Below are 26,624 nucleotides of genomic sequence, written 5' to 3'. Positions count from 1 at the left end.
CCTGCGGTAAAAAAGCCCCCGCTGTACATCGGTGAGCGGGGGCTTACTTTTTTTCAGCTATGAGCGGTTATAGGCCTGTTCACCATGCGTACTGATATCCAGCCCGCTGATCTCATCTTCTTCTGTGCAGCGTACACCGGTTGTCAGTGCCGCGCATTTGAATGCGATGTAAGTAATCACTCCGCTCCAGAGCACAGTAACCAGGATGCTTTCCGCCTGAATCCATACCTGATGCAGCATAGTGACACCTTCTGCATAACCGGTACCGCCGAGAGCGGACGCAGTAAACACGCCGGTCAGCAGACAGCCCGCAATACCGCAGACGCCGTGGATCCCGAAGACATCGCAGACATCATCCGCTTTCAGGCGGCGCTTCAGTGCAGTGACGCCCCAATAACCGGCAATACCGCTGATAAGGCCGATAACTATCGCCCCCGCGACGCCCACCGTCCCGGCCGCCGGGGTGATCCCGACCAGACCGCCGATACAGCCGGAACACGCACCGAGAAGTGAGGGCTTACCCCGCATGCACCACTCTGCAATCACCCACGCCAGCACGCCCGCCGCCACCGCAATCACGGTATTCAGAAAAGCCAGTGCTGCAATACCATCCGGTTTTCCGGCCGATCCGGCATTAAACCCGAACCAGCCGATATAAAGGATCGCCGTGCCGGTAAAGACCATCGGCAGACTGTGCGGTTTGGTCGCGGTTTTCCCCGGTAACAGGCGCGGTCCCAATATGTAAGCACCAACTAACCCGGCAACCGCCGCGTTAATATGCACAACGGTTCCCCCGGCAAAATCCAGTGCACCATCTTCCGCCAGCCAGCCGCCGCCCCAAACCATATGCGCCATCGGTACATAAGCCAGAGAGAACCAGATAACGGTGAACAACAGAAAGGCCGTGAATTTGATCCGTTCTGCCAGCGCACCGGTGATAAGTGCAACAGTAATTGCCGCAAAAGAGCCCTGGAAAATAACATGTGTCAGCTGGCTGATACTGCCGCTGTTACTGACAGGCGTGATCCCGCTGAGAAATGCATGAGACAGACCGCCAATCACCCCATTTCCGTCAGAAAATGCCATGCTGTAGCCATAAAAAACCCATAACAGCAGCACCAGCGCGAAGCTGACAATCACCTGTGTCATGACTGATAACACATTCTCACGTCGTACCAGTCCGCCGTAAAACAGCGCGATACCGGGAAGTGTCATAAAATACACCAGTGCGGCACAAATCAGCATAAAACCATTATCCGCACGCTCCATTCCTTCCGTTGCACTGAATGCCGGAAGCGGCAGCACCGCGGACATCACAACAGGCAAGACCATTTTTCGTTTCATCATCTGAGCATCTCCGCGCGGTTTAAATAGCTTCATCATTTTGTTCACCGGTACGGATCCGCACCGCCTGAGTAATGTCTGAAACAAATATTTTCCCGTCACCGATACTGCCGGTATATGCCGAGCGGCAAATTGCCTCAATAATGCGATCAAGAGAATCATCAGGCACAACAATCGTAAGCTGCGTCTTCGGCAGAAAATCCGTGCTGTACTCCTCCCCCCGGTACAGCTCAGTGTGCCCCTTCTGTCTGCCCGCACCCCGTACTTCCAGTACAGTTAATCCCTGAATACCCTCTTCGTTCAGCGCATCTCTGACGTCATTAAGTTTAAAAGGCTTGATGATGGCCATTATCATTTTCATCGCATTCTCCGCTTCAGGTTGCTGGTGTCCTGAGGGCAAGTTGCAAAAGTGATGCCAATAAGCAGAATGGAAATTAAATCTATTAATAACAAAAAGATGGAAATAAAAAAGGTGTCTGATTCATCAGACACCTTTTCCTGTGAGGCGGAGATTGCACTTTTTTACAGCATCATGCACCTGTTTATGTGAACGATCTCACAATTATAGTGCAGGGGTATAGTTCTCTTCCGGGGCGTTGAGTGATTCCCCGACCTGCTGCAGCTGATACATCTGGTAATAGCGGCCCTTCTCTGCCAGTAACGCCCGGTGAGAGCCGGATTCCGCCATTTCGCCGCGGTTGAGCACATAAATGGTGTCCGCATCGACAATCGTGGACAGTCGGTGTGCAATCACCACCAGTGTGGTTTCACGGCGGATCAGCTGTAAGGCTTTCTGGATAGCCTGCTCAGTACCGGAATCGATATTGGCGGTTGCCTCATCCAGGATCAGGATTTTCGGGGTCTGCACCAGCACCCGTGCCATGGCCAGCAACTGTTTCTGCCCGTCAGACAAGGTGTTACCCTGCTCACCCAGTTCGGTATCCAGCCCGTATTCAAGCTGTGAGACATGCTCACTCAGCTGAACCATCTCCAGCACCCGGTGAATGCGCACATCATCAATATCCCGTCCGAGGGTGATATTGTCGCGGAAAGAGGCGGCCATAATGACCGGATCCTGCTGCACCATCGCGATGCCCTGCCGCAGTGCTTTATGTGAGAATTGTTCCAGCGGACGCCCGCCGAGGCTGATTTCCCCGGCCTGCCACGGATAGTAGCCCATCAGCAGGTTTGCCAGTGTGCTTTTCCCGCTGCCGGTATGCCCGACAAAGGCGACAAAACTGTGCTCCACCACATCGATACTGATATCACGCAGCACCGGTTTTCCGGGTTGATAGGCAAATGTCAGGTGTGATACACGGATACTGCCGCCGGTCAGCGGCTGATCATCTGCCCCGTATTTCTGCTGCGGGCTGTCCATCAGCTCAAAAACACGCTCACCGGAAATCACCGCCTGCTGTAAAACAGACTGCTGGGATGTCAGCGTGATAAGCGGTTCATTCAGCCGCCCGAGGTAGGTGATAAACGCATATAACACCCCGACGCCGATAACGCCGGTGCCCTCAACCCCGAACAATAACATCAGACCACAGAGGATCGCCGCCGAAAACAGGCTCAGCAGCGGACGCAGCAAAATGCCGTCCAGCCGCAGTGCCGCCATTCTGACCTCATAATGACGGCGGTTGGCGGCAAACATCCTTTCCCCGAAACGCGCCTGCTGGCGGAACTGCTGAATCACTGTCATGCCGCTGATAATTTCATGGAAACCATCGTTAATATCGGCCAGATAACTGCGCACCCGGCGCACAATCGGCGTGCTCAGCCGCTGATAGATCCACATCACCAGCATCACCGCCGGGAACATCGCGGTTGCCACCAGCGCCATCCGCCACTCCAGGGAGTACATGGCGATCAGCATCACCACAATCAGCGCCACGCTGCGGAACAGTGTCGGCAGCACGTTGACAAACAGGTCTTTGATCATCTCCGTATCATTGGTGACACGGGAGATCAGCTGCCCGACCGGCTGGGTGTCAAATGCACTCAGCGGCTGGCGCAGTGCGGCATCCATCACATCGGCGCGCAGTGTCTGGACCACGCCGACAGCGGCCTGATTGAAATAAATCAGCTGAAAATAGTGCAGCAGCGATGCGGCAATCTGTAAGGCGACAAACCCGGCCACCAGCAATAATGTCACTGACAGGACAATCTGATTTTTCGCCACCATATTGTCGATAAAATAGCTCACCAGAACCGGTGCGGCGACTTCAGCAATGGCTGTCAGCCACAGCATCACAATGGCAACGGCCATCGGACGGCGGTAGTTACGGCCATAGCCGAGCAGACGTTTCAGCGACGGCCACAGGTTTTTTGCCGCTTCCGGGCGGGTCTGTTCACTCATCGAGCGCGGCCTCTAACTGCTGATAATGATACATTTCGCGATACCATCCGTTCTGATTAATCAGCTCCTGATGACGCCCCTGTGCACTGATACCGCCCTGTTGCAGCACCAGAATATTGTCGGCTTCAGTCAGCGCCGAGAGCCGGTGCGCACTGATAATCACCGTACGGCCCTCCCCCCAGCGCCGCAGATTTTGCAGGATCCGGTATTCCGTCTGCCCGTCCACTGCGGAAAGTGCATCATCGAGGATCAGGATCTCCGCATCCATCAGCAAAGCACGGGCAATGGAGATCCGCTGTTTCTGCCCGCCGGACAGCATCACGCCCCGCTCACCGGCCTGAGTTTCATAACCGAGCGGCAATCGTTCAATATCATCATGAACACTGGCCAGCCGGGCCGCGTGTTCAATTTCTTCCTGTGTCGCCCCGGGCCGCCCCAGCGCAATATTATTGGCGATAGTATCGGAGAACAGAAACGGCGTCTGATTCACCACCGCCAGCCGGGCATGCCAGCCGGCGAAGGTCAGTTCCGGCAGCGGTCTGCCCTGAAAACAGATGGTTCCCGCTGTCACATCATAATGACGCTGGATTAGTGCCAGCAGCGTGGATTTACCGCAGCCGGTCGGACCGCACAACCCGAGCAGCTGGCCCGGTCTGAGGGTAAAACGGATATCATGCAGAACCGCCCGGCGGCTTTCCGGATAGCAGAATTCATTCACGGCAACGGACAGCTCGCCGCGTCCCGGTTGCGGGGATTCTGTACCATCCGCCAGTACCGGCGGGGTTTCAAGAAGAGATTGGATCCGGCTGTAGGCCGCGCTGCCGCGCTCCACAATGTTAAACATCCAGGCTAATGCCAGCATCGGCCAGATCATCAGCCCGAGATACATAATAAAGCTGGTCAGCCCGCCGAGCGTCAGTGTGCCCTGCATCACCATCCAGCTGCCGCCGGCAACCGCGAGCAGGTTTGACATCCCGATAGCCATTATAATGGTCGGGTCGAAACGGGCATCTATCTGTGCCACATGCATATTTTTGCGTCCGGCTTCCGCCGCAACGGATTCAAACCGGGAAGACTGATGATCTTCCAGGCCAAAAGCTTTAATCATCCGGATACTGCTGAGGCTTTCCTGCGCGTGGTTATTCAGGGAGGAAAATGCACCCTGCGCTGTTTTAAAGCGCTGATGCAGCTGCTGCCCGTAACGTTTGATAGCCAGAGCCATCAGCGGCATCGGCAGCAGGGAAAGCAGTGTCAGCTGCCAGCTGATCTCAATACTCATCGTCAGCAGGACCACCAGTCCCATGACAAAAGAATCCACCAGCGTCAGCACCCCCTCTCCGGCGGCAAACACCACTTTGTCCACATCATTGGTACTGCGGGCGATCAGGTCACCGGTCCGGTAACGGTGATAAAAGGCCGGAGACTGGCGGCTGAACTGCTGATAAAAATCCTGACGCAGACGCACCGCCAGCTTGTAGGAGGCACCGAATAACCAGACCCGCCAGATATAGCGCAGAATATAAATCACCAGTGCGATAAGCAGCATCACGCCGACCCAGCCCCACAGCGTGGTGGTGGTCATCGTCTCTTTGGTCACGCCGTCAACAATGATGCCGACAAAGCGCGGCGGCAGGATCTGTAACACCGCGATAATGATCAGAAAAGTGACCGCACCGGTATAGCGCCGCCATTCACTGAGGAAATACCATTTTAATTGGGCAAATAATCTCACAGGATCCCGTATAACATCTCAGGTTAATAATCAGTCCGCTTTGCATTTCTCCGGAATCGGCAATGCGGTGGTGTACTTTATGCGCTCCATCGCAAAATTGGAAGTCACATCAATTAAACCGGGCACACCGTTAACCAGTTTTTTGTAAAAATGATCGAAGCATTTCATGTCCACCACCTCGACCTGCAGCATGTAGTCAAATTCCCCGGCCATCCGGTAAAACTCCACCACATCAGGCATCTGCTGAACAAATTCCACAAACTGAGTATACCACTCACTGCTGTGGTGCTGTGTCTTGATCATGACGATCACCGTCAGTCCCAGCCCGAGCTTCTCCGGGTCCAGCAGCGCCACACGTTTGCGGATATACCCTTCATCTTCCAGCCGTTTCAGCCGTTTCCAGCAGGGAGTGGATGTCAGGTTCACCGCTTCGGACAGGGTGTTCAGTGATAATGCAGCATCTTCCTGCAAAAGTTGTAACAATTTACGGTCTGTTTTATCTAACATATCACCACCAGAGAGAATAAATTTCTCCATATCATGCATGATACAGAAAATAGAAAAAGCCTTTTCTCTCACAGAATTGCTAAGATGCATCAACAGACCGTGAGGAGATACTACATGACAACCCAATGGACCACATCCGCCATTAATGCCATTCAGGCCGATTATCAGCGCAGTGCTGACACCCACCTGATCCCGCTGGAATTACCCGTTTACCCGGGGGTTTCATTATATCTCAAAGATGAAAGCACTCACCCGACCGGCAGCCTGAAACACCGCCTGGCGCGTTCGCTTTTCCTGTACGGCCTGTGTAACGGCTGGATCCGCGAAGGCACACCGGTGATTGAAGCGTCCTCCGGCAGCACCGCTGTCTCTGAAGCGTACTTCGCCCGTCTGCTCGGCCTGCCGTTTATCGCCGTGATGCCGCGCTGCACCGCACGCCGCAAAATTGAACAGATTGAGTTCTACGGCGGACAGTGCCACTTTGTGGACAGCAGTGCGCAGATTTATGCAGAATCCGAGCACCTGGCCCGCGAAACCGGCGGCCACTATATGGATCAGTTCACCTATGCCGAGCGTGCCACTGACTGGCGCGGCAACAACAATATTGCCGAAAGTATTTACCGTCAGATGTCACGGGAAGCCCATCCGGTACCGCGTTACATTGTGATGAGCGCAGGTACCGGCGGTACTTCTGCCACGCTCGGCCGGTTTATCCGCTATCAGGGACATGACACAAAACTGGTTGTCGTCGATCCTGAAAACTCTGTTTTTTATGACTGCTACCATCAGAAATGCTCGCATCTGCGCTGCGATACCGGCAGTAAGATTGAAGGCATCGGCCGTCCGCGCGCAGAACCGTCTTTTATCCCGGGCGTGATTGATGATGTGATCAAAGTCAGTGACCAGTGCAGTATCGCCACCCTTTACTGGCTGGAAAAACTGCTCGGCCGCCGCACCGGTGCCTCCACCGGTACCAACGTCTGGGGCGCACTGCAACTGGCGAAACAGATGCATGAACAGCAACAGACCGGCTCAATTGTGACACTGATTTGCGACAGCGGCGAACGCTATCCGGACACCTATTACAACCCGCAGTGGGTGGCAGACAACATCGGCGATCTGACTGACGCACAGGCAACACTACCCAAATGGTGATGCAGCCGTTACCATAAACCTTATCTTTTTATAATGAGGTTTACCGATGAAACGTGCTGTGGTCGTATTCAGTGGCGGGCAGGACTCCACAACCTGCCTGATTCAGGCACTACGCAACTATGATGAAGTGCATTGTGTGACGTTTGATTACGGACAGCGCCACAGTCAGGAAATAGACGTTGCCCGTAAACTCAGCCTGAAACTGGGTGCAGCGGCACATAAGGTGCTGGATGTCTCTCTGCTGAATGAACTGGCGGTCAGCAGCCTGACCCGTGATAACATCCCGGTGCCCGGGTTCAGTGAAAGTGAACAAAGTGATATTCCGAATACCTTTGTCCCGGGCCGTAATATCCTGTTTCTCACCCTGACGGCGATTTATGCTTATCAGGTCAATGCAGAAGCGATTATCACCGGTGTCTGTGAAACCGATTTTTCCGGTTATCCGGATTGCCGGGACGAGTTTGTCAAAGCACTGAACAAAGCCGTCAACGCCGGTCTTGCCCGTGATATCCGCTTTGAAACCCCGCTGATGTGGCTGGATAAAGCACAAACCTGGGCGCTGGCTGATTATTACGGACAACTGGATACCGTCCGCACAGAAACACTGACCTGCTATAACGGCATTCAGGGGGATGGCTGCGGGGAATGCGCCGCCTGCCATCTGCGCCGCAACGGACTGGACAGCTATCTTGCTGATCGCAGTGCTGTTATGGCCGCCATGAAAAAAATTACCGGCCTGCATTAAGTGCCTGTTACGCCCGGCAACCCGCCGGGCGCTCTTCTGCTCTGACGGTGATCAGTCCTCTTTCGGTGCCGTCAGCAACTCAAATTTATCGCGGATCTCCCCTTCAATCGGGATCGCTTTACCGGTTTTCATATTTACAAAGACAAAGGTCACTTCCGCATCCGCCACAACCTGCTTATCTTCCTGACGGGTAATTATCTGTTTGAGAACACCGCTTTTCTGCCCCGCGTGCTGTAAATAGCTGTCTATCACCAGCCGCTCTCCCACATACACCGGCAGCCGGTAGTTAATATTGATATTCACCACCACCACGGCGATATCCATCTGTTTGAACCAGCGGTAAGCATCGTAGCTTTCCAGCCAGTCCCAGCGGGCGGCCTCCAGAAACTCCAGATAACGCGCATTGTTAACATGTCCGAAGGCATCAATATGGTAGCCAATCACTTTAATTGTGGTGCTCATAATATCTCTCCCTTTACTCTGTTTCCGGTATTCCCTTCCCCGTCAGCCCGGGGAAGGGAAATCAGCCTCTGCTGATATTACAACTCTATCTTATCGCTGTTCATCGTAAAAATACGCTCACCAATACCATATACATCCTTCAGTTGTTCCGCAGAAGTAAATGGTCCGTTTTCCGTGCGGTACTCCACAATCCGCTGTGCTTTTTTCGGCCCGACACCACTGAGTTCCCGGGCCAGTTCTTCCGCAGTCGCGGTATTAATGCTGATGCGGTTTGTTTCCTGTGCAACAGACTGCTGAACCTGCGCACTGTCTGCCGGTGGTGCAGCCTGAGCCAGTGCGGAAGTACTGAAAAAACCGCCGGTTAACAGTGCTGATGTTAATAATAATGCAGATGTCCATTTTGTTTTCATGCTATTTCTCCTTTTGTGTTTAGCACGAAACGGAGTGTCGCAAAAATTTTTTTCTGCCGGGGGATTTTCAGAACAGAAATGCGAAAGGCTGCGAACGCAGCCTTTCAGATGATGTAAAACGACATTTTATTTTTCGGTACAGATCGAAAAATTTTAGTTCATATTTCTCACATCAATATCTGCGTTAGCACGCAGGTTCAGCAGTAATGATTCCAGCTCAGTGGACGCCATTTGCTGACGCAGCACTGTACGCAGCTCAGTTTTTTCCTGATCTGTTGCCGTACCGGCTGTGACTTTATCCAGCTGTACCAGAACAATGTTACCCTTGCCGTCAATGGTGCGGCTGTAGGTCGGTTTACCGTCCGCAGGATGCGGCTGGGTAAAGGCAGCATTGATAACCGGGTCTGACGGATTCAGGCGCTGAACAGTCTGCTCTGCACCGAATTTCACACCGGCTTCTGTTAACGCGGCGTCGCCTTTACCTTCTTTCAGTGCCGTCAGCAGTTTATCCGCTTCCGCATTCAGCGCGGCTTCCGCTTTGCTGCGCTTCACCAGCGCGTCAATGTCTGACTTCACTTTTTCAAAGGATTCCACTGCTTCCGGACGATATTCATCAACACGGATCACAAAGGCACGGTCACCGGAAACGGTGATGATGTCAGAGTTAGCACCGGAAGGTCCTTTCTCATCAAACAGTTTGTTTTCCGTTAATGCTTTTAACACTTCCGGATAGTTAACCGCATCCGGCAGACTGTTCAGGGCAAACCAGTCAGTCTGTACAGCTTTAACGCCGGTTGCCTGCTCAACACCCATCAGGGATTCGTTATCGTTCGCAGCAGCTTCACTGGCTTTCTGCTGGAGGTCAAAGAAGGCTTTGCTTGCCGCTTCGCCTTTGGCCAGACGGGTGGCTTCTTCTTTCACATCCGCCAGCGGTCTGACGGTTTCCGGCTCGTACACATCCAGACGGAAAATCGCGTAGCCGTTATCCACTTTCAGAACCTCTGAAATCTGACCGGCGGTTGTCAGCCCGGCACCTTTAATTTCAGGGATCAGCGCAGCATCTTCCATCCAGCCGATCACGCCGCCGTTACGGGCAGTCAGTTTATCAGTGGATTTTTCTTTAGCCAGGGTTTTGAAATCCGCCCCGTTTTTCAGTTCATTCAGTACCGCTTTGGCATCATCTTCCGTCGCCAGGGTGATCTGACTGTACTCGCCTTTTGCCGGCACAGTAAAACGCGGGATATTTTTGTCGTAGTAGTCCTGAATCTGTTCTTCAGTGACTGATGTGTTGTCCTGGATATTCGCGGCATCCAGCTCAACAAAACTGATTTTTAAGGACTGCGGCGCAATGAAGCTGTTTTTATTCTTCGCGTAATAAGCCTGCAGCTCTTCATCGGTTGTGGTCTGTTTTGCCTGAGCAGAAGCCAGATCCAGTGTCGCGGTACGGATGGTACGTGACTGGAGTAAAACAGCTGCGGCATTGGTCACTTCGGAATCAAGCACAAATGAGTCACGCACAAACGGCTGAACCAGCTGTGCCTGAATCATCTGCTTGCGCAGATAAGTTGCGTAGTTGTCACCGGTGATACCGTTACGGGACAGGAATGTCTCATACGCCTGCTGGCTGAACTGACCGTTAACCTGAAAATCAGGCTCCTGACGAATTGCGCTGATAATCTGGTCATCACTGACGGTGATACCTAATTTCCGTGCATACTGTTCCAGCAGAATGGTGTCAATCATCTGGTTCAGCGCCTGAGAACGGATTTGTTTAACGCCCTCTTCGGTGCTGACTAACTGCGAGAACAGATCACCCAGCTGAGCCTGCTGGCGGTTACGCTCTTCCTGGAAGGCGCGCTCTAACTGCTGGACCGATATTTCAGTATCGTTCACTTTGGCAGCATAGTTAGAACCGCTGACGAGGTAACCACCCACACCTGTCAGAATAAATGACAGGATAATGATGGCGAAGACAATTTTAATCACAGGGTTGTTCGCCGCTGTGCGCAGGTTTTCCATCATAAGAAATCCAAACTCCGCTTTGGTAAAAGAAAAATCAGGTCAGGGGAAATTATGCCCTAAAACAAAAAAAAGCGCATCATTCTGATGCGCTTCCTGTTTAGCTTTATACGGTTTTTGTGCCCGGGACAGATAAATATCCCGGTGCCTGAGGAAAAACTCAGCCGTTTACTGCGTCTTTAAGACCTTTACCTGCACGGAAAGCCGGGACTTTCGCAGCGGCGATTTTGATCTCTTTTCCGGTCTGCGGGTTACGGCCTGTACGTGCTGCACGCTCACGAACAGTGAAAGTACCGAAACCAACCAGAGCCACGTCATCCCCGCCCTTCAGAGAATCGGTTACTGAACCAATAATTGCATCTAACGCGCGACCAGCCGCAGCTTTAGAAATATTAGCGTCTGCAGCAATTTTATCGACCAATTGTGACTTATTCACTATTATCATCCCCTTTCAGAATTTTCGGCCCGGATTTACGAAGTATGTTCCTGACAGCCACAGCCGTTATATCAAGCCTTTTCGCTCTTGGCAAGATTGCAGACTTCGCATGTTTCGTAAGAATGTTCGCTAAATTAGCGGGACAAAAAAAGGCTGACAAGTCCTAAAGTACCTGTCAGCCCTTTATTTATCTGAACTTCTTGACGCAGGTCACTATTTCCTACGCCTTTTTACTTACCACTTCCATACCAAAAGCAGGATTCACTAAGGCAAGTGAAAGAACTTCATCTATTGTTTTAACCGGATGAATATCCAGATCCGCTTTTACGTTATCCGGAATTTCTTCCAGATCACGGCGGTTTTCGTCCGGAATCAGAACAGTCTTAATGCCGCCGCGGTGTGCTGCCAGCAGTTTTTCTTTCAGACCGCCGATTGGCAGCACCAGACCACGCAGGGTAATTTCCCCGGTCATCGCCACATCCGCACGTACCGGGTTACCGGTCAGTGCGGAAACCAGTGCGGTACACATTGCGGTACCGGCACTCGGGCCGTCTTTTGGTGTTGCACCTTCCGGTACGTGGACGTGAATGTCGCGTTTTTCATAGAAATCATTATTGATCCCTAATTTATCCGCCCGGGCACGCACCACGGTTAACGCTGCCTGGATAGATTCCTGCATCACTTCACCCAGTGAACCGGTGTAGGAGAGTTTCCCTTTACCCGGAACCGCTGCGGTTTCGATGGTCAGCAGGTCACCGCCGACTTCTGTCCACGCCAGACCGGTAACCTGGCCCACACGGTTTTCAGTATCAGCACGGCCGTAATCCACTTTCTGCACACCCAGGTAATCTTTCAGGTTGTCCTGATTAATCTCGATGTGTTTCAGTGTCTTATCCATCAGCAGCTGTTTCACCGCTTTACGGCACAGTTTGGAGATTTCACGCTCCAGTCCGCGCACGCCCGCTTCACGGGTGTAATAACGGATAATGCCGAGGATCGCGCTGTCATCAATATGCAGCTCGGTTTTCTTCAGTGCGTTGCGCTCAATCTGCTTCGGCAGCAGGTGGCGCTTGGCAATGTTGAGTTTCTCATCTTCCGTATAACCGGACAGACGGATCACTTCCATACGATCCAGCAGCGGTGCCGGAATATTCATGGAGTTGGATGTCGCGACAAACATGACGTCGGACAGATCGTAATCCACTTCCAGGTAGTGATCGTTAAACGCTATATTCTGTTCCGGATCCAGCACCTCAAGCAGTGCGGAAGCCGGATCGCCGCGCATATCCGATGACATTTTATCGATTTCATCCAGCAGGAACAGCGGGTTTTTCACGCCAACTTTTGCCATTTTCTGGATAAGTTTACCCGGCATAGAACCAATGTAGGTACGGCGGTGACCGCGGATTTCCGCTTCATCACGCACGCCGCCCAGCGCCATACGGACATATTTACGGCCGGTTGCACGGGCAATGGACTGCCCCAGAGAGGTTTTACCCACCCCCGGCGGTCCGACGAGGCACAGGATAGGCCCCTTGATTTTGCTGATACGGCTTTGTACCGCCAGATATTCAAGGATGCGCTCTTTCACCCGCTCCAGGCCGTAATGGTCACTGTCGAGGATTTCCTGCGCTTTAAGCAGATCTTTTTTCACTTTACTGCGCTTGACCCACGGAACCTGAATCATCCAGTCAATATAGCTGCGGACAACCGTCGCTTCCGCTGACATCGGCGACATCATTTTCAGTTTCTGTAATTCCGCTTCGGCTTTCTCTTTTGCCTCTTTCGGCATCTGCGCTTCTTCGATTTTGCGTTTCAGCGCTTCTGCTTCATCCGGCGCGTCGTCCATCTCACCCAGTTCTTTCTGGATAGCTTTCATCTGCTCATTGAGATAGTACTCGCGCTGGCTTTTTTCCATCTGCTTTTTGACGCGGTTACGGATGCGTTTCTCAACCTGTAACAGATCGATTTCCGATTCCATCATCGCCATCAGATATTCGAGACGCTCAACCACATCTGACATTTCCAGAACAGACTGTTTGTCCTGTAATTTCAGTGTCATATGGGAAGCGATAGTGTCAGCCAGTTTGGCGACATCGTCGATACTGTGCAGAGATGTCAGGACTTCCGGCGGGATCTTTTTATTCAGCTTGATATAGCCTTCAAACTGGTTGATCGCCGTGCGCAGCAATACTTCCTGCTCGCGCTCGTCCACGACAGGGGATTCCATCAGCTCTGCCTGGGCAGAGAAGAAATCGCCGTTGTCACTTAATGTTTTGATATGCGCACGTTGCAGGCCTTCGACCAGCACTTTGACGGTGCCGTCCGGCAGTTTCAGCATCTGTAATACAGACGCGACTGTCCCGACGGAAAATAAATCATTGACGCCCGGCTCATCCGTTGACGCTTCTTTTTGTGCTACCAGCAGCACTTTTTTATCCATATCCATCGCTGTTTCCAGACAGTGGATAGATTTTTCGCGCCCGACAAATAAAGGAATAACCATGTGGGGGTAGACCACCACATCGCGCAAAGGCAGTACCGGGATTTCAATGCGTTCAGCACGCTCAGGATTCATAGAGCACTCTCTTCGTTTAGCTTACGCCTTGTTGGGAACGTCGTGAAACGCGTTATCACGGGTTCCACTCCATAGAATAATCAATATATGGGGATGCATTTCTCACATTCAACACTTTATTTAGTAAGAAAAGCAAAATGAGGGAAAATTCCCTCATTTAGTTAATATTGATAACAACTGCGCTAACTTTCCGTTACTCGCCGGAAACCTGAGCTTCCGGTTTGCGGTAAATCAGCATCGGTTCGGTCTGGTTGGTTATCACGTTTTCATCGATAACCACTTTTTCGACATTTTCCATCGACGGTAAATCATACATCGTGTTGAGCAACGCAGCCTCAACGATGGAACGCAGACCACGGGCACCGGTTTTACGGTTCATGGCTTTTTTCGCAATGGCAATCAGTGCTTCACGGCGGAACTCAAGTTCAACATCTTCAATGCTGAACAGCGCCTGATACTGTTTTGTCAGCGCGTTTTTCGGTTCCTGAAGGATCTGAATCAGCGCATCCTCACTCAGTTCACCGAGCGTTGCCACGACAGGCAGACGGCCGATAAATTCCGGGATCAGACCAAATTTGATCAGATCTTCCGGTTCAACCTGAGCCAGTAATTCGCCTTCTGTCGCTTTGTCTTTCTCGCCGCGCACTTCCGCACCGAAACCGATACCGGAACGGGTGTTCAGACGCTGACCGACCACTTTATCCAGACCGGCAAACGCCCCGCCGCAGATAAACAGAATTTTCGAGGTATCAACCTGTAAAAACTCCTGCTGCGGATGTTTGCGCCCGCCCTGCGGCGGAACAGCAGCGATAGTCCCTTCAACCAGTTTCAGCAGAGCCTGCTGAACGCCTTCACCGGAAACATCACGGGTAATCGACGGGTTATCTGATTTACGGGAGATTTTATCGATTTCATCAATATAGACGATACCGCGCTGTGCTTTCTCCACATCATAGTCGCATTTCTGTAAAAGCTTCTGAATGATGTTTTCGACATCCTCCCCCACATAACCGGCTTCGGTCAGTGTGGTGGCATCCGCCATGGTGAACGGCACATCCAGGTAGCGGGCCAGAGTTTCAGCCAGCAGGGTTTTACCGCTGCCGGTCGGGCCGATCAGCAGAATGTTACTTTTACCCAGTTCCACACCGTCAGCGGTTTTATCGCCGTTGCGCAGACGTTTGTAGTGGTTGTATACCGCGACTGCCAGCACTTTTTTAGCCAGTTCCTGACCAATGACATAGTCATCGAGGTGCTGACGAATTTCATGAGGCGTCGGCAGTTCACTGCGCTCACTGCCACGGGCCGGGATCAGATCTTTAATTTCTTCACGGATAATATCGTTGCATAAATCAACGCATTCATCACAGATATACACTGACGGGCCGGCAATCAGTTTCTTAACCTCATGCTGACTTTTTCCGCAGAAAGAGCAGTACAGCAGCTTTCCTGAACCGTCTTTGCGTTTGTCTGTCATCAGTAAACCTCACTTAATCAGTACAGCTCACCGCCTGTGAGCCGCAAAAAATGTCACAGCACCGCAGTACCCTGCCGCCCGGCAGGATACGGGCAGTGCCTGTGTTACTTACCGGTGTGTGTAAATATGGTCAACCAGACCGTATTCCTGCGCTTCTTTCGCGGACAGGAAGCGGTCACGCTCGGTATCACGCTGAATTTCCTCAACGGATTTACCGGTATGGTGAGCTAATAAATCATTCATGCGCGCTTTCACTTTCAGAATTTCCTGAGCATGAATTTCAATATCAGTGGCTTGTCCCTGATAGCCGCCCAGCGGCTGGTGAATCATCACCCGGGAGTTCGGCAGACAGTAACGTTTGCCCGGCGCACCTGCCGCCAGTAAGAAAGAACCCATTGAGCAGGCCTGGCCCACACAGATGGTGCTGACCTGCGGTTTGATGAACTGCATGGTGTCATAAATGGACATCCCTGCGGTGATCACGCCGCCCGGCGAGTTGATATAAAGACTGATGTCTTTTTCCGGGTTCTCAGCTTCCAGGAAGAGTAACTGTGCCACGATCAGGTTTGCCATATGATCTTCAACCTGGCCGGTTAAAAAGATAATACGGTCTTTTAATAAACGGGAATAGATATCGTAGGAGCGTTCACCGCGTGAAGTCTGCTCGATAACCATCGGCACCAGCGCCATGTTGGGTGCGAAAGTATCCTGATTGTCGTGATATGACATGTCCATCTCCTGATTGAATTTTATTGGTGCCTGGCGGATACCGGTTATTTTACTTGAGATCCGGTGCGATGACCATGCGCTATACGCGATCCGGTCACATAAGCAGCATATACTGTCCGGCAGATACCCTGTATGGCAAATATGGGGGATAACCACCGCAGTTTTCAAGGAATATTGTCAGAAATGACGAAAAAACCGCAGACAATACACATTGCCTGCGGTTTTATATCAGATAAACAGCCTTCGGCCGTTCACAAAGAGAGAGGATTAACCTGCTGCCTGAACCTGGTTCATCAGATCAGTGAAGCCGGTTTCTTTATCTGTCACTTTTGCTTTCGCCAGAACAGTTTCAACAGCCTGCTCTTCCAGTGCCAGATTACGGATACCATCCATCATCTGTTTGTTTTTGTTGTAGTATTCCACAACTTCAGCCGGATCTTCGTACGCTGATGCCATTTCGTCGATCAGCGCATTAACGCGATCGTCTTCGGCTTTCAGTTCGTTAGAAGAAATCACTTCGCCTAACAGCAGACCAACCATTACACGGCGCTTAGCCTGACCTTCAAACAGTTCGCGAGGCAGTTCCATCGCCTGTTTTTCAGAGCCACCGAAACGCTGTGCCGCCTGACGGCGCAGTTCTTCGATTTCGCTGTCAACAGCTGCTTTCGGTACATCGATTTCGTTTGCTTTCAGCAGACCGTCGATAACCTGGGTTTTGATACGGTTGCGTACTGCGTTTTTCAGTTCGCGTTCCATATTTTTGCGGATTTCCGCTTTCAGACCTTCCAGGGAACCGTCGCCGATACCGAAACGTTTGATGAACTCTTCAGTCATTTCCGGCAGTTCGCGCTCTTCCACTTTTTTCAGGCTGATAGCGAATTTCGCTGCTTTCCCTTTCAGGTTTTCAGCGTGGTAATCTTCCGGGAATGTCACTTCGATGTCGAATTCTTCACCGGCTTTGTGACCCACGATACCGTCTTCGAAGCCCGGGATCATACGATTCTGGCCCATGACCAGGACGAAATCAGAAGATTTGCCGCCTTCGAACTCTTCGCCGTCAACAGAACCGGTGAAGTCGATAGTGATGCGATCGTCAGCTTTAGCTGCGCCTTCAGTCACTTTCCACTCAGCCTGCTGTTTGCGCAGAGTCTCAACCATGCCGTCGATGTCTTCGTCTTTAACTTCAACAACCGGTTTTTCAACTTCGATTGTTTCCAGACCTTTCAGCTCAATTTCAGGGAAGACTTCGAACTCAACAGTGTAAGTGAAATCCTGACCTTCTTTATACGGCTCATCAACTTTGTAGTCAGGCGCGCCGACAGGGTTGATTTTGTTTTCGATGATAGCGCTGACAAAGTTACGTGACATCAGGTCGCTCAGTGCATCCTGAACCGCCACATCGCCGTAACGCTGTTTGATGATGTTGTGCGGCACTTTACCTTTACGGAAACCGTCGATACGTGCTTTCTTGGCGATTTCAGCTAATTGTTTAGTTACTTCTTTGTCAATATCGGCTGCAGGAACGGTGATTAATACACGACGCCCAAGGCCTTCAGTCGTTTCAACAGAAACTTGCATCTTATTACCTCAAAAAAGTCTATTGCTCGGTCAACTCCATATCTCACACCGGCCCGATGCCTGTGTGAAACGATAATGAACCGGGGCGGTCGCATTTAAAAACCGAGTTCCCTTATATTCAGAAGCGTCCCGAAACCATACGGAATTTCAGACGCGACATTATAGCGATGCTGACAGGCCGCGTCGAGAAGTGCAGACAAAAGAGTCTGAATTTCACCCTTTTTCTGTTAAATTTTGTGCTGTGCGCTGCTTTTTCACTCAAACAGCGGCTTACTTTCCGCCACCATGACAACGCGGGGACGGATTCACCCCGCCCTGACTGTGATTCCACTCATCCGGGGTATAAGTATGCAGCGCCAGAGCGTGAACCCCGCCAGCCAGCTCATCAGCCAGCAGCGTGTACATATGACGGTGACGTGCCACCGGGCGCATGCCCGCAAAGGTCTCACTGACCACCACCACCTTAAAATGGGTTTCCGATCCCGCCGGAACATTGTGCTGGCTGCTCTCATTCACCACACTGATATAATGAGGCGCAAGCGCGTGATTCAGTTTTTCTTCAATACGCTGCTGCATTACAGCATGAAATGATGCCGACATAACTATCCTTCCGGTCAATACTGGCTTTCAGAGAAAGCTCAGTGTAGTGAGTTTTTTATCAAAATCCATACCATTCGCGGATAAAGCCGATTATCATCATGCGTTAAGCCGAACACTCACACCCCGGCGTTTATCCGGTGCTGTGACTGACTTCAACAACTTGTAACGGATTCATATTATGTTGAAAAAATACCTCCTCCCGCTGTTCGCAATGCTCTTACTGGCCGGGTGTCAGGCGCCGTCCAACACCCTGTCCATTGAACCGGTGATGAAATTACCGTCTGCGGATCCGACGCTCGGTGCCGCCACTATCTCGATTACCGGTGTGGATAAACGCCCGTCACAGACTCTGGCCGAATTCAGCCGTAACGGCCAGCTGGCACAGCTGCGCCCATCCCGTGACCTGCGTTTCCTGATGCAGGAAACCCTGGAAAAACAGATGACAGCGCGCGGTTTTATGATTGGCTCACCGGCAAATGCCAATGTGCAGATTTCCATCAATACCTTTAAGGCGGATGTACAGGAAGGCAGCCTGCGCCATAATATCACCGTCAATATTGATATTACCATTCTCGCCACCGCGCAGAATAACAGCACAAAGAGCCGGACTTTCCGCACCAGCTATAATGTGCAGGGCCCGTTAAGCGCCAGCAATGAAAAAATCACTGACGCCTTTAACCGCGCACTCAGCGATATCGTCGCGGACATGGCTCAGGATACCCAAATCAGCCAGTTCATTAAGCAGAACACCCGCTACTAATCTGCCGTGCCGCCTGCTGCCGGATAACGCCGGGCGGCCCGCAGTTTTCAGTCACTGTCAATGCGCCGCAGTCTGCGGCGTGTGAGGATAATCATGCTCCGGAGTATTTGGGCGACTTACAGCGAGCGTAATGCCCGTATTCTTTTACTGCTCGGTTTCGCATCCGGATTACCGCTGGCACTGACCAGCGGCACACTCCAGGCCTGGATCACCGTCGAAAACGTGGATATCAGGACCATCGGGTTTTTCACCCTTGTCAGCCAGGCCTATGTGTTTAAATTCCTGTGGGCACCGTTTATGGATCGCTACCAGCTGCCGTTCCTCGGACGCCGCCGCGGCTGGATGATCGCCACCCAGCTCCTGCTGGTTGTCAGTATCGCCGGTATGGGGATGCTGAAACCGACGGAACACCTCTGGTGGCTGGCTGCTGCCGCCGCGATTGTCGCTTTCTGCTCCGCCTCACAGGACATCATTTTTGATGCCTATAAAACGGATTTGCTGTCCGCGAAAGATCGCGGTACCGGGGCTGCGATATCAACCTTAGGTTACCGGCTGGCCATGCTGCTCTCCGGCGGGCTGGCGCTGTTTATCGCCCACCGTTATACCGGCTGGCAGAATATGTACCTGCTGATGGCGGCGATGATGCTGATTGGTGTGTTCGCCACACTGCGCGCAAAAGAGCCGGAAACCGATGCCCCGCCGCCGCGCACACTGCGTGAGGCTGTCCGGGAGCCGCTGGCGGAGTTTTTTTCCCGTAACAACACCTGGCTGCTGTTACTGCTGATTGTCCTTTATAAGATGGGGGATGCCTTCGCCCTGACACTGAGCACGCCGTTTCTGATCCGCGGAGCCGGGTTCGGTCCGGACGAAGTGGGACTTATCAATAAAACCCTGGGGCTGGCCGCCACGATTGTCGGGGCCCTGTACGGCGGTTATCTGATGCAGCGCTGGAGCCTGTTTAAATCCCTGATGTTCTTCGGGATCCTGCAGGGATTTTCCAACCTCGGCTACTGGGTGTTATCTGTCACACCACAAAATATCTATATGATGGGCGGCGTGGTATTTATCGAGAATATCTGCGGCGGGATGGGCACAGCCGCCTTTGTCGCCCTGCTGATGACACTCTGTAACCGGTCCTTCTCCGCCACACAGTTTGCCCTGCTGTCAGCACTGTCTGCTGTCGGCCGCGTCTATACCGGCCCGTTTGCCGGCTGGATGGTGGAGGCCTACGGCTGGAGCTGGTTCTATCTGTTCACCGTGTTTGCCGCAATTCCGGGATTGCTGCTGCTGATGTTGTGCCGCAAAACGCTGCTATACACCCAGAAAACGGAGCAGTTTCTGCCGAGGCAGCACTTCCGCAACGGCTACCGGACGGCGATGTCACTGCTCGGTATCACCGCAGTACTGTTCGCAGCCAGCCTGATCCTGCTGCTGACCGGGGTATTTGAACTGACTCCGGGCTTTATTCCGGACACGCTGAAAGGCGACCTGTTTATTTACGGCCTGAATATCGGTATTGCCGGGTTGTTCCTCGGCGGGCTGCTCGATTATTGTGCACTCCGCCGCGATAAACTGGCCTGACAGGCTGTTACGAATATCAGAAAAAATTCAATCAAAAGTTTATAAAGCCGGTTTTTACCGGCTTTTTTTATGTTTAATTTTAGATGTAAGTCACAATTTTTGTAATTTATTTCTTAAAATTACATTCAAAACCACAAATACGTCACATCACCCATTTTCCTTTTTGTGCCTTCACCCTATATTCGCGCTGTTACTTCTGACTTCTGTACTCTTTAACGACCAAATAAACAGCTAATAAATTATGAAAAAAACGACTATTGCAGCCCTGATCGCTGCAACCGCCGCGTTTTCTGCGCAGGCTGAATATCAGTGGGGATTTGCTAACGTCAGCATGAACTATCTGGACTGGACTCCGCATACCACTCACAAGAGCGGCAACAGCACGCATAAGGATGACTTTGCGTATCTGGAGCTTGAGGGCGGTGCCGGTTTCAGCTGGGGTGAGCTCTATGGTTTCTTCGACCTCGAGAACGCGTTTAACAGTAAAAACGATTCCGATGCCGGTGATAACCAGCGTTACACCTTCAAAACCACGGCGCGTATCTACCTCGGTGATACCGGTTTCAACGCCTACGGTCATGTTTACGGTACCTACTCTCTGCCGGGTAACGGCGGTAACTTCCATGAAGTGAACACCCTGTACGGTATCGGTTATAACACTGAATTCAACGGGTTATGGTTTAAACCGTTTGCTGCCCTGCACTATGTTGATCAAACGTTTTACAGCGGTAACAACGGTTATGTTCTCGGCTGGGTTGCCGGTTATGACTTTAACCTGTGGAATGAAAAATTCAGCGTCACCAACTGGAACGAAATCGAGCTTAACCGCAACGATCGTTACGGCAACGGCGGGCGTGACGGCGTCAACGGCGCGCTGGCCTTATGGTGGACACCGGTTCCGTCAGTGACAACCGGCATTCAGTACCGCTATGCGGATAACAAACTGGGTGAGGACTTTTACCAGCAGGCTGTGGTTTACAGCATAAAATATAACTTCTAGATCACATTTTTCCGCTGCGGGGGGCAAAATCCCCCCGTATTTTTTACCAGGAAACTGTTTCTGAACAAAAAAATTTCACCATTACGTCATATAAAGTGTAATAATCAGTGTTTCATCCTTTCGGTATTTCCTTCCCTAATCTAAGCTTAAATATAAATTTGTCTCCTGATTGTTAAAATTGTGATTTTTATTTCACGATTTCACAAAAATTGGCTCACTTGTGATCCTTTTAACATAAAGAGGCAACAAACCAACCAATCTTATTACATATATTTACACTGATCTTACCTTGCCGTAATATGTGCGGACTGATGAAACGACAAGAGTACTTGAGTACCTTTGTTTTTGGGGTCGTTGGATGAGACTTATGAACTACAAAAAGAGTATTGGGGTAATCTCGCTGCTCGCATCTGCACTTTTGCTGGGCGGATGCGATATGGCACTGATGAACCCGAAAGGCACTATCGGTGCTGAGCAAAAAACACTGATTTTAACCGCCATTGGTCTGATGCTCATTGTGGTTATTCCGGTCATTATCATGGCAATCGTTTTTGCCCTGCGTTACCGGGAAACCAGAAAAGCAACTTACCGTCCTGACTGGGCGCATTCCAATAAAATCGAGCTGGTCGTCTGGACTGTTCCGATCATTATCATTCTGATCCTGGGTACCATTACATGGAAAACCACCCATGAGCTGGATCCGTACAAGCCGCTGGTCAGTGACCAGGAGCCTGTCACCATCCAGGTTATCTCAATGGACTGGAAATGGTTATTTATCTATCCGGATCAAGGCATTGCCACTGTCAATGAGATCGCATTCCCTGTCGGTGTTCCTGTCAATTTCAAAATCACCTCTGATTCTGTGATGAACTCGTTTTTCATCCCGCAGTTAGGCGGCCAGATTTATGCGATGGCAGGTATGCAGACCAAACTGCATCTGATTGCGGAAGAACCGGGCGTGTACAAAGGCATTTCTGCCAGCTACAGCGGCCACGGTTTCTCTGACATGAAATTTACCGCCACTGCCACCCCGACACGCGAAGCCTTCGATGAATGGGTTGCGAAGGTGAAAGCCTCACCGGACACCCTGACCACCACCGAAGCGTTTGACGCACTGGCAAAACCGAGTGTGAACAACCCGGTTGTCTATTTCTCCGCTGTCAAACCAAACCTGTTTGTGGACACCATTAACAAATTTGGTCACAGCGGCCACGGTGCCGGGAAGACACACGAAGGCGAAAGCCATTCAATGATGAACATGAGCGCAGATGAACACAGCAGCCATATGCCTGCAGCTCATGCCGGGAATGAGGGGTAAAGCATGTTCGGAAAATTAACACTGGATGCCATCCCCCTGCATGAGCCTATCGTTGTAATTACGGTACTGGGTATCATTCTGGGTGGTGCTGCACTTGTCGGTCTTATCACCTACTTCCGCAAATGGACGTGGTTATGGACTGAATGGTTGACCACCGTTGACCATAAAAAAATCGGTATTATGTACATCATCGTTTCAATGGTGATGCTTATCCGTGGTTTTGCTGACGCCATAATGATGCGCGCCCAGCAGGCCCTTTCGTCTGCCGGTGAAGCCGGATTCCTGCCGCCTGAACACTACGACCAGATCTTTACCGCCCACGGCGTTATTATGATCTTCTTCGTCGCGACACCGTTTGTTGTCGGCCTGATGAACCTGGTTGTGCCGTTACAGATCGGCGCCCGTGACGTCGCCTTCCCGTTCCTGAACTCCCTGAGCTTCTGGTTCTTTGTAGTCGGCGTGATGCTGGTGAATATCTCTCTGGGTATCGGGGAATTTGCACAGACCGGCTGGCTGGCCTATCCGCCGCTGTCGGGACTGGAATATAACCCGGGCGTCGGGGTCGATTACTGGCTGTGGAGTCTCCAGATATCCGGTATCGGTACATTGCTGACCGGGGTGAACTTCTTCGCCACCGTACTGCGTATGCGCGCGCCGGGCATGTCGATGATGAAAATGCCGGTCTTCACCTGGGCGGCATTCTGTACCAATATCCTGATTATCGCCGCGTTCCCGATTCTGACTGTCACCTTAACCGGCCTGACATTAGACCGCTACCTGGGCACCCATTTCTTCACCAATGATATGGGCGGCAACATGATGATGTACATCAACCTGGTGTGGGCATGGGGCCACCCGGAAGTGTATATCCTGGTTCTGCCGGTCTTCGGGGTCTTCTCTGAAGTCACTGCGACATTCTCGAAAAAGCGCCTGTTCGGCTATACCTCACTGGTATGGGCAACTATCGCGATTACCGTACTGTCCTTTATCGTCTGGCTGCACCACTTCTTTACCATGGGCTCCGGTGCGAACGTCAACGCCTTCTTCGGTATCGCCACGATGATCATCTCCATTCCGACCGGGGTGAAGATATTCAACTGGCTGTTTACCATGTATCAGGGTCGTATCGAATTCAAAACCCCGATGCTCTGGACGGTCGGCTTTATTATCACCTTCTCCGTCGGTGGTATGACCGGGGTTCTGCTGGCCGTGCCGGGGGCAAACTTTGTCCTGCATAACAGCCTGTTCCTGATTGCACACTTCCATAACGTCATCATCGGCGGTGTGGTCTTCGGTTGCTTCGCCGGTACCGCTTACTGGTTCCCGAAAGCCTTCGGTTTCACCCTGAACGAAAAATGGGGTGTCCGCGCATTCTGGTGCTGGTTCATCGGTTTCTTTGTTGCCTTTATGCCGGTTTACGTGCTGGGCTTCATGGGAATGACCCGCCGTATCAGCCAGAACATTGACCCGACCTTCCACACCATGCTGTTAATCGCAGCCGTCGGCGTGGCGATTATCGGTGTCGGTATTCTGTGCCAGGTTATTCAGTTCTACGTCAGTATCCGTGACCGTGACCAGAACCGCGACCTTACCGGGGATCCGTGGGGCGGCCGCACGCTGGAGTGGGCAACCTCTTCACCACCTCCGTTCTATAACTTTGCTGAAGTACCGGATGTTCAGTCCCGTGATGAATGGTGGGATATGAAAGAAAAAGGCACCGCGCATAAACGTCCTGCAAAATATGAAGAAATTCATATGCCGAAAAACACGGCAGCAGGTGTGATTATCGCCGGTTTCAGCCTGATCTTTGGTTTCGCCATGATCTGGCATATCTGGTGGCTCGCGATTGTCGGTTTCGCCGGCATGATCGTCACCTGGATTGCAAAAAGCTTCGACGAAGATGTGGATTACTATGTTCCTGTGGCTGAAGTCGAAAAAATCGAAAACGCCCACTACGAACAACTGAGCAAGGCAGGTGTGGATAATGTCAACTAATACCCTGACTCAACATAATAACGCCCATGATAATCATGGGCATCACGATGCAGGTGCGACCAAGGTCTTCGGATTCTGGGTCTACCTGATGAGTGACCTGATTCTGTTTGCGAGTCTGTTCGCCATTTATGTGGTGCTGAAAGACGGCACCGCCGGCGGCCCGACCGGCAAAGAGATCTTTAACTTACAGTTTGTACTGGTGGAAACCTTCCTGCTGTTATTCAGCAGTATCACCTACGGCTTTGCCATGCTGGCAATGAACCGCAATCAGGTGGGTCAGGTTAATCTGTGGTTATTTGTGACTTTCCTGTTCGGCCTCGGCTTCGTAGCGATGGAAATCTATGAATTCCATGAATTAATCAGCGAAGGTTACGGCCCTGACCACAGCGGCTTCCTGTCCGGTTTCTTCACCCTGGTGGCAACACACGGTCTTCACGTCACAGCCGGTCTTATCTGGATCATCATCATGATCATCCAGACCAGCCGCCGCGGCCTGACCGAAGTGAATAAAACCCGCCTGAACTGCTTAAGCCTGTTCTGGCACTTCCTGGACGTGGTCTGGATTTGTGTGTTCACCGTTGTTTATCTGTTGGGGGCACTGTAATGAGTCATTCAAATACAGCCGGTACCGGGGCAAGCCACGGTAGTGTGAAAACCTATCTGATCGGCTTTATATTGTCGGTCATTCTGACAGTCATCCCGTTTTATATGGTGATTGAGGGAACCGCCTCAACATCTGTTCTGCTGGCGACTGTTGTGATTACTGCTGTTGTTCAGATTCTTGTTCACCTGGTGTGCTTCCTGCACATGAATACCGCGTCTGAAGAGCGCTGGAACCTGATTGCGTTCCTGTTCACGCTCCTCATTATCGGTATCGTGGTCGTGGGTTCACTGTGGATTATGTACAACCTGAACATCAATATGATGGTTGATTAAGAGTTGCCGATATGATGAAGCAATACCTGCAAGTGACCAAACCGGGAATTATTTTCGGAAATTTAATTTCTGTGGTCGGGGGATTCCTGCTCGCCTCCAAAGGTGACATTGATTACCCCCTGTTCATTGCGACATTGCTCGGTGTCTCGCTGGTCGTGGCCTCCGGTTGTGTTTTTAACAATTACATCGACCGCGACATCGACTCCGTCATGGAACGCACGAAAAACCGCCCTCTGGTAAGAGGGCTTATTGACCCGAAAATCAGTCTGGTTTATGCCTCTGTGCTGGGTATTGCCGGCATGGTGCTGCTGTTAGTGGCAGCCAATGCGGTGGCAATGCTGATTGCTGTTGTCGGCTTTGTGGTTTATGTCGGGGTTTACAGCCTGTACATGAAACGCAAATCGGTCTACGGCACACTGGTCGGCAGTCTGTCCGGTGCCGCACCGCCGGTTATCGGCTACTGCGCGGTGACAAACCAGTTTGATACCGGCGCACTGATCCTGCTGTTAATCTTCAGTTTATGGCAGATGCCGCACTCCTATGCGATTGCCATCTTCCGTTTCAAAGATTACCAGGCGGCCAATATCCCTGTACTGCCGGTGATTAAAGGTATTTCTGTGGCGAAAAACCACATTATCCTGTACATCATCGCCTTTATGTTTGCCACACTGATGCTCGCCATCAGCGGGTATGCGGGATATAAGTACCTGATTGTCGCCGCAGCGGTCAGTGTCTGGTGGCTGGGCATGGCGTTATCGGGCTATAAGACAACCAATGATCGTGTCTGGGCGCGTAAGTTGTTCGTGTTCTCCATTGTCGCTATCACGTCACTCAGTGTGATGATGTCTGTTGACCCCAGCGTCTCCGGTGATGTTCTGCTGGCCTACAGTCGTTAACACACACTTT

At 51.6% G+C, this 26,624-nt stretch carries 24 protein-coding genes; 10 read left to right on the top strand and 14 right to left on the bottom strand.

Annotation, left to right across the window (positions count from 1 at the left end):
* Positions 1–57: 57 nt before the first annotated feature.
* The 5 genes from amtB to JL661_RS03660 all read right to left on the bottom strand — a co-directional run bounded on the left by amtB (position 58) and on the right by JL661_RS03660 (position 5,942).
* The gene (gene amtB, locus JL661_RS03680; protein ID WP_036422539.1) at positions 58–1,347 is read right to left on the bottom strand and encodes an ammonium transporter AmtB; all 1,290 of its coding nucleotides are present in this window, start codon (positions 1,345–1,347) and stop codon (positions 58–60) included.
* A gap of 19 nt (positions 1,348–1,366) precedes the next feature.
* The gene (locus JL661_RS03675; protein ID WP_004236467.1) at positions 1,367–1,705 is read right to left on the bottom strand and encodes a P-II family nitrogen regulator; all 339 of its coding nucleotides are present in this window, start codon (positions 1,703–1,705) and stop codon (positions 1,367–1,369) included.
* 201 nt (positions 1,706–1,906) lie between these two features.
* Complete coding sequence (locus JL661_RS03670; protein WP_062771847.1) at positions 1,907–3,703, bottom strand: SmdB family multidrug efflux ABC transporter permease/ATP-binding protein; 1,797 nt, start codon at positions 3,701–3,703, stop codon at positions 1,907–1,909.
* Positions 3,696–5,435 (bottom strand): SmdA family multidrug ABC transporter permease/ATP-binding protein, encoded by a 1,740-nt coding sequence (locus JL661_RS03665; protein WP_036416661.1) that lies wholly within the window; start codon positions 5,433–5,435, stop codon positions 3,696–3,698. The genes JL661_RS03670 and JL661_RS03665 overlap by 8 nt, the downstream gene beginning before the upstream one ends.
* Positions 5,436–5,465: 30 nt before the next feature.
* Positions 5,466–5,942: an Lrp/AsnC family transcriptional regulator gene (locus JL661_RS03660; RefSeq protein WP_024474599.1), complete on the bottom strand. Its 477-nt coding sequence runs from the start codon at positions 5,940–5,942 to the stop codon at positions 5,466–5,468.
* A gap of 114 nt (positions 5,943–6,056) precedes the next feature.
* Here JL661_RS03660 and JL661_RS03655 point away from each other — a divergent pair, with 114 nt between their 5' ends.
* Both JL661_RS03655 and queC read left to right on the top strand, forming a co-directional pair.
* Positions 6,057–7,097 (top strand): PLP-dependent cysteine synthase family protein, encoded by a 1,041-nt coding sequence (locus JL661_RS03655; RefSeq protein ID WP_004236463.1) that lies wholly within the window; start codon positions 6,057–6,059, stop codon positions 7,095–7,097.
* A gap of 46 nt (positions 7,098–7,143) precedes the next feature.
* The gene (gene queC / locus JL661_RS03650; protein ID WP_004236462.1) at positions 7,144–7,842 is read left to right on the top strand and encodes a 7-cyano-7-deazaguanine synthase QueC; all 699 of its coding nucleotides are present in this window, start codon (positions 7,144–7,146) and stop codon (positions 7,840–7,842) included.
* Between the two features lie 51 nt (positions 7,843–7,893).
* Here the strand turns inward: queC and JL661_RS03645 are convergent, their stop codons facing one another.
* From JL661_RS03645 to bolA, 9 genes are all read right to left on the bottom strand, one after another.
* Complete coding sequence (locus JL661_RS03645; protein ID WP_004236461.1) at positions 7,894–8,304, bottom strand: acyl-CoA thioesterase; 411 nt, start codon at positions 8,302–8,304, stop codon at positions 7,894–7,896.
* A 77-nt stretch (positions 8,305–8,381) separates the two neighbouring features.
* A complete protein-coding gene (locus JL661_RS03640) occupies positions 8,382–8,714 on the bottom strand; it encodes a ComEA family DNA-binding protein (protein ID WP_004236460.1) in 333 nt (110 codons plus the stop codon).
* A 153-nt stretch (positions 8,715–8,867) separates the two neighbouring features.
* Complete coding sequence (gene ppiD / locus JL661_RS03635; RefSeq protein WP_004236459.1) at positions 8,868–10,736, bottom strand: peptidylprolyl isomerase; 1,869 nt, start codon at positions 10,734–10,736, stop codon at positions 8,868–8,870.
* A 157-nt stretch (positions 10,737–10,893) separates the two neighbouring features.
* Complete coding sequence (hupB, locus tag JL661_RS03630) at positions 10,894–11,169, bottom strand: nucleoid-associated protein HU-beta (RefSeq protein ID WP_004240390.1); 276 nt, start codon at positions 11,167–11,169, stop codon at positions 10,894–10,896.
* 220 nt (positions 11,170–11,389) lie between these two features.
* The gene (lon, locus tag JL661_RS03625; protein ID WP_024474593.1) at positions 11,390–13,747 is read right to left on the bottom strand and encodes an endopeptidase La; all 2,358 of its coding nucleotides are present in this window, start codon (positions 13,745–13,747) and stop codon (positions 11,390–11,392) included.
* A gap of 193 nt (positions 13,748–13,940) precedes the next feature.
* The gene (clpX, locus tag JL661_RS03620; RefSeq protein WP_004236456.1) at positions 13,941–15,221 is read right to left on the bottom strand and encodes an ATP-dependent protease ATP-binding subunit ClpX; all 1,281 of its coding nucleotides are present in this window, start codon (positions 15,219–15,221) and stop codon (positions 13,941–13,943) included.
* A 108-nt stretch (positions 15,222–15,329) separates the two neighbouring features.
* A complete protein-coding gene (gene clpP, locus JL661_RS03615; protein ID WP_004240392.1) occupies positions 15,330–15,950 on the bottom strand; it encodes an ATP-dependent Clp endopeptidase proteolytic subunit ClpP in 621 nt (206 codons plus the stop codon).
* A gap of 267 nt (positions 15,951–16,217) precedes the next feature.
* Entirely contained in the window at positions 16,218–17,528 is a 1,311-nt protein-coding gene (tig, locus tag JL661_RS03610; RefSeq protein ID WP_004236454.1) for a trigger factor, read from the bottom strand.
* A 270-nt stretch (positions 17,529–17,798) separates the two neighbouring features.
* Positions 17,799–18,128, bottom strand: coding sequence for a transcriptional regulator BolA (bolA, locus tag JL661_RS03605; protein ID WP_062771850.1), 330 nt, complete (start codon positions 18,126–18,128; stop codon positions 17,799–17,801).
* A 178-nt stretch (positions 18,129–18,306) separates the two neighbouring features.
* Between bolA and JL661_RS03600 the strand changes: the two genes are divergently transcribed.
* The 8 genes from JL661_RS03600 to cyoE all read left to right on the top strand — a co-directional run bounded on the left by JL661_RS03600 (position 18,307) and on the right by cyoE (position 26,614).
* Positions 18,307–18,888 carry a YajG family lipoprotein gene (locus JL661_RS03600; RefSeq protein ID WP_004240394.1) on the top strand — a complete coding sequence of 194 codons (582 nt, stop codon included), beginning with the start codon at positions 18,307–18,309 and terminating at the stop codon, positions 18,886–18,888.
* A gap of 93 nt (positions 18,889–18,981) precedes the next feature.
* Positions 18,982–20,469, top strand: coding sequence for a muropeptide MFS transporter AmpG (ampG, locus tag JL661_RS03595; RefSeq protein ID WP_015422961.1), 1,488 nt, complete (start codon positions 18,982–18,984; stop codon positions 20,467–20,469).
* A gap of 241 nt (positions 20,470–20,710) precedes the next feature.
* Complete coding sequence (locus JL661_RS03590; protein ID WP_004236449.1) at positions 20,711–21,469, top strand: nucleoside-specific channel-forming Tsx family protein; 759 nt, start codon at positions 20,711–20,713, stop codon at positions 21,467–21,469.
* Positions 21,470–21,827: 358 nt separating this feature from the next.
* Positions 21,828–22,787 carry a cytochrome o ubiquinol oxidase subunit II gene (cyoA, locus tag JL661_RS03585; protein ID WP_024474587.1) on the top strand — a complete coding sequence of 320 codons (960 nt, stop codon included), beginning with the start codon at positions 21,828–21,830 and terminating at the stop codon, positions 22,785–22,787.
* A gap of 3 nt (positions 22,788–22,790) precedes the next feature.
* Complete coding sequence (gene cyoB / locus JL661_RS03580) at positions 22,791–24,782, top strand: cytochrome o ubiquinol oxidase subunit I (RefSeq protein WP_004240399.1); 1,992 nt, start codon at positions 22,791–22,793, stop codon at positions 24,780–24,782.
* Positions 24,772–25,386 carry a cytochrome o ubiquinol oxidase subunit III gene (locus JL661_RS03575; RefSeq protein WP_024474586.1) on the top strand — a complete coding sequence of 205 codons (615 nt, stop codon included), beginning with the start codon at positions 24,772–24,774 and terminating at the stop codon, positions 25,384–25,386. Before cyoB ends, JL661_RS03575 begins: the two co-directional genes overlap by 11 nt.
* Positions 25,386–25,718, top strand: coding sequence for a cytochrome o ubiquinol oxidase subunit IV (locus JL661_RS03570; protein WP_004236445.1), 333 nt, complete (start codon positions 25,386–25,388; stop codon positions 25,716–25,718). Before JL661_RS03575 ends, JL661_RS03570 begins: the two co-directional genes overlap by 1 nt.
* Before the next feature lie 11 nt (positions 25,719–25,729).
* Positions 25,730–26,614 (top strand): heme o synthase, encoded by an 885-nt coding sequence (cyoE, locus tag JL661_RS03565; RefSeq protein ID WP_062771853.1) that lies wholly within the window; start codon positions 25,730–25,732, stop codon positions 26,612–26,614.
* The last annotated feature ends 10 nt before the right edge of the window (positions 26,615–26,624 follow it).

Source organism: Morganella morganii (genome assembly GCF_019243775.1).
GTDB lineage: Bacteria > Pseudomonadota > Gammaproteobacteria > Enterobacterales > Enterobacteriaceae > Morganella > Morganella morganii.
The sequence above is the reverse complement of the archived record's forward strand: the minus strand, read 5'-3'. Positions and strand labels throughout refer to the sequence as shown.

What these genes read in the sequence shown, in the direction of transcription:
- JL661_RS03675 (WP_004236467.1), bottom strand. Translation starts at nt 1,705, where the DNA reads ATGAAAATGATAATGGCCATCATCAAGCCTTTTAAACTTAATGACGTC.
- bolA (WP_062771850.1), bottom strand. Translation starts at nt 18,128, where the DNA reads ATGTCGGCATCATTTCATGCTGTAATGCAGCAGCGTATTGAAGAAAAA.
- JL661_RS03570 (WP_004236445.1), top strand. Translation starts at nt 25,386, where the DNA reads ATGAGTCATTCAAATACAGCCGGTACCGGGGCAAGCCACGGTAGTGTG.
- clpX (WP_004236456.1), bottom strand. Translation starts at nt 15,221, where the DNA reads ATGACAGACAAACGCAAAGACGGTTCAGGAAAGCTGCTGTACTGCTCT.
- JL661_RS03575 (WP_024474586.1), top strand. Translation starts at nt 24,772, where the DNA reads ATGTCAACTAATACCCTGACTCAACATAATAACGCCCATGATAATCAT.
- tig (WP_004236454.1), bottom strand. Translation starts at nt 17,528, where the DNA reads ATGCAAGTTTCTGTTGAAACGACTGAAGGCCTTGGGCGTCGTGTATTA.
- JL661_RS03670 (WP_062771847.1), bottom strand. Translation starts at nt 3,703, where the DNA reads ATGAGTGAACAGACCCGCCCGGAAGCGGCAAAAAACCTGTGGCCGTCG.
- JL661_RS03655 (WP_004236463.1), top strand. Translation starts at nt 6,057, where the DNA reads ATGACAACCCAATGGACCACATCCGCCATTAATGCCATTCAGGCCGAT.
- JL661_RS03590 (WP_004236449.1), top strand. Translation starts at nt 20,711, where the DNA reads ATGAAAAAAACGACTATTGCAGCCCTGATCGCTGCAACCGCCGCGTTT.
- cyoB (WP_004240399.1), top strand. Translation starts at nt 22,791, where the DNA reads ATGTTCGGAAAATTAACACTGGATGCCATCCCCCTGCATGAGCCTATC.
- ampG (WP_015422961.1), top strand. Translation starts at nt 18,982, where the DNA reads ATGCTCCGGAGTATTTGGGCGACTTACAGCGAGCGTAATGCCCGTATT.
- queC (WP_004236462.1), top strand. Translation starts at nt 7,144, where the DNA reads ATGAAACGTGCTGTGGTCGTATTCAGTGGCGGGCAGGACTCCACAACC.
- JL661_RS03600 (WP_004240394.1), top strand. Translation starts at nt 18,307, where the DNA reads ATGTTGAAAAAATACCTCCTCCCGCTGTTCGCAATGCTCTTACTGGCC.
- clpP (WP_004240392.1), bottom strand. Translation starts at nt 15,950, where the DNA reads ATGTCATATCACGACAATCAGGATACTTTCGCACCCAACATGGCGCTG.
- JL661_RS03640 (WP_004236460.1), bottom strand. Translation starts at nt 8,714, where the DNA reads ATGAAAACAAAATGGACATCTGCATTATTATTAACATCAGCACTGTTA.
- cyoE (WP_062771853.1), top strand. Translation starts at nt 25,730, where the DNA reads ATGATGAAGCAATACCTGCAAGTGACCAAACCGGGAATTATTTTCGGA.
- cyoA (WP_024474587.1), top strand. Translation starts at nt 21,828, where the DNA reads ATGAGACTTATGAACTACAAAAAGAGTATTGGGGTAATCTCGCTGCTC.
- ppiD (WP_004236459.1), bottom strand. Translation starts at nt 10,736, where the DNA reads ATGATGGAAAACCTGCGCACAGCGGCGAACAACCCTGTGATTAAAATT.
- JL661_RS03645 (WP_004236461.1), bottom strand. Translation starts at nt 8,304, where the DNA reads ATGAGCACCACAATTAAAGTGATTGGCTACCATATTGATGCCTTCGGA.
- amtB (WP_036422539.1), bottom strand. Translation starts at nt 1,347, where the DNA reads ATGATGAAACGAAAAATGGTCTTGCCTGTTGTGATGTCCGCGGTGCTG.
- lon (WP_024474593.1), bottom strand. Translation starts at nt 13,747, where the DNA reads ATGAATCCTGAGCGTGCTGAACGCATTGAAATCCCGGTACTGCCTTTG.
- JL661_RS03660 (WP_024474599.1), bottom strand. Translation starts at nt 5,942, where the DNA reads ATGTTAGATAAAACAGACCGTAAATTGTTACAACTTTTGCAGGAAGAT.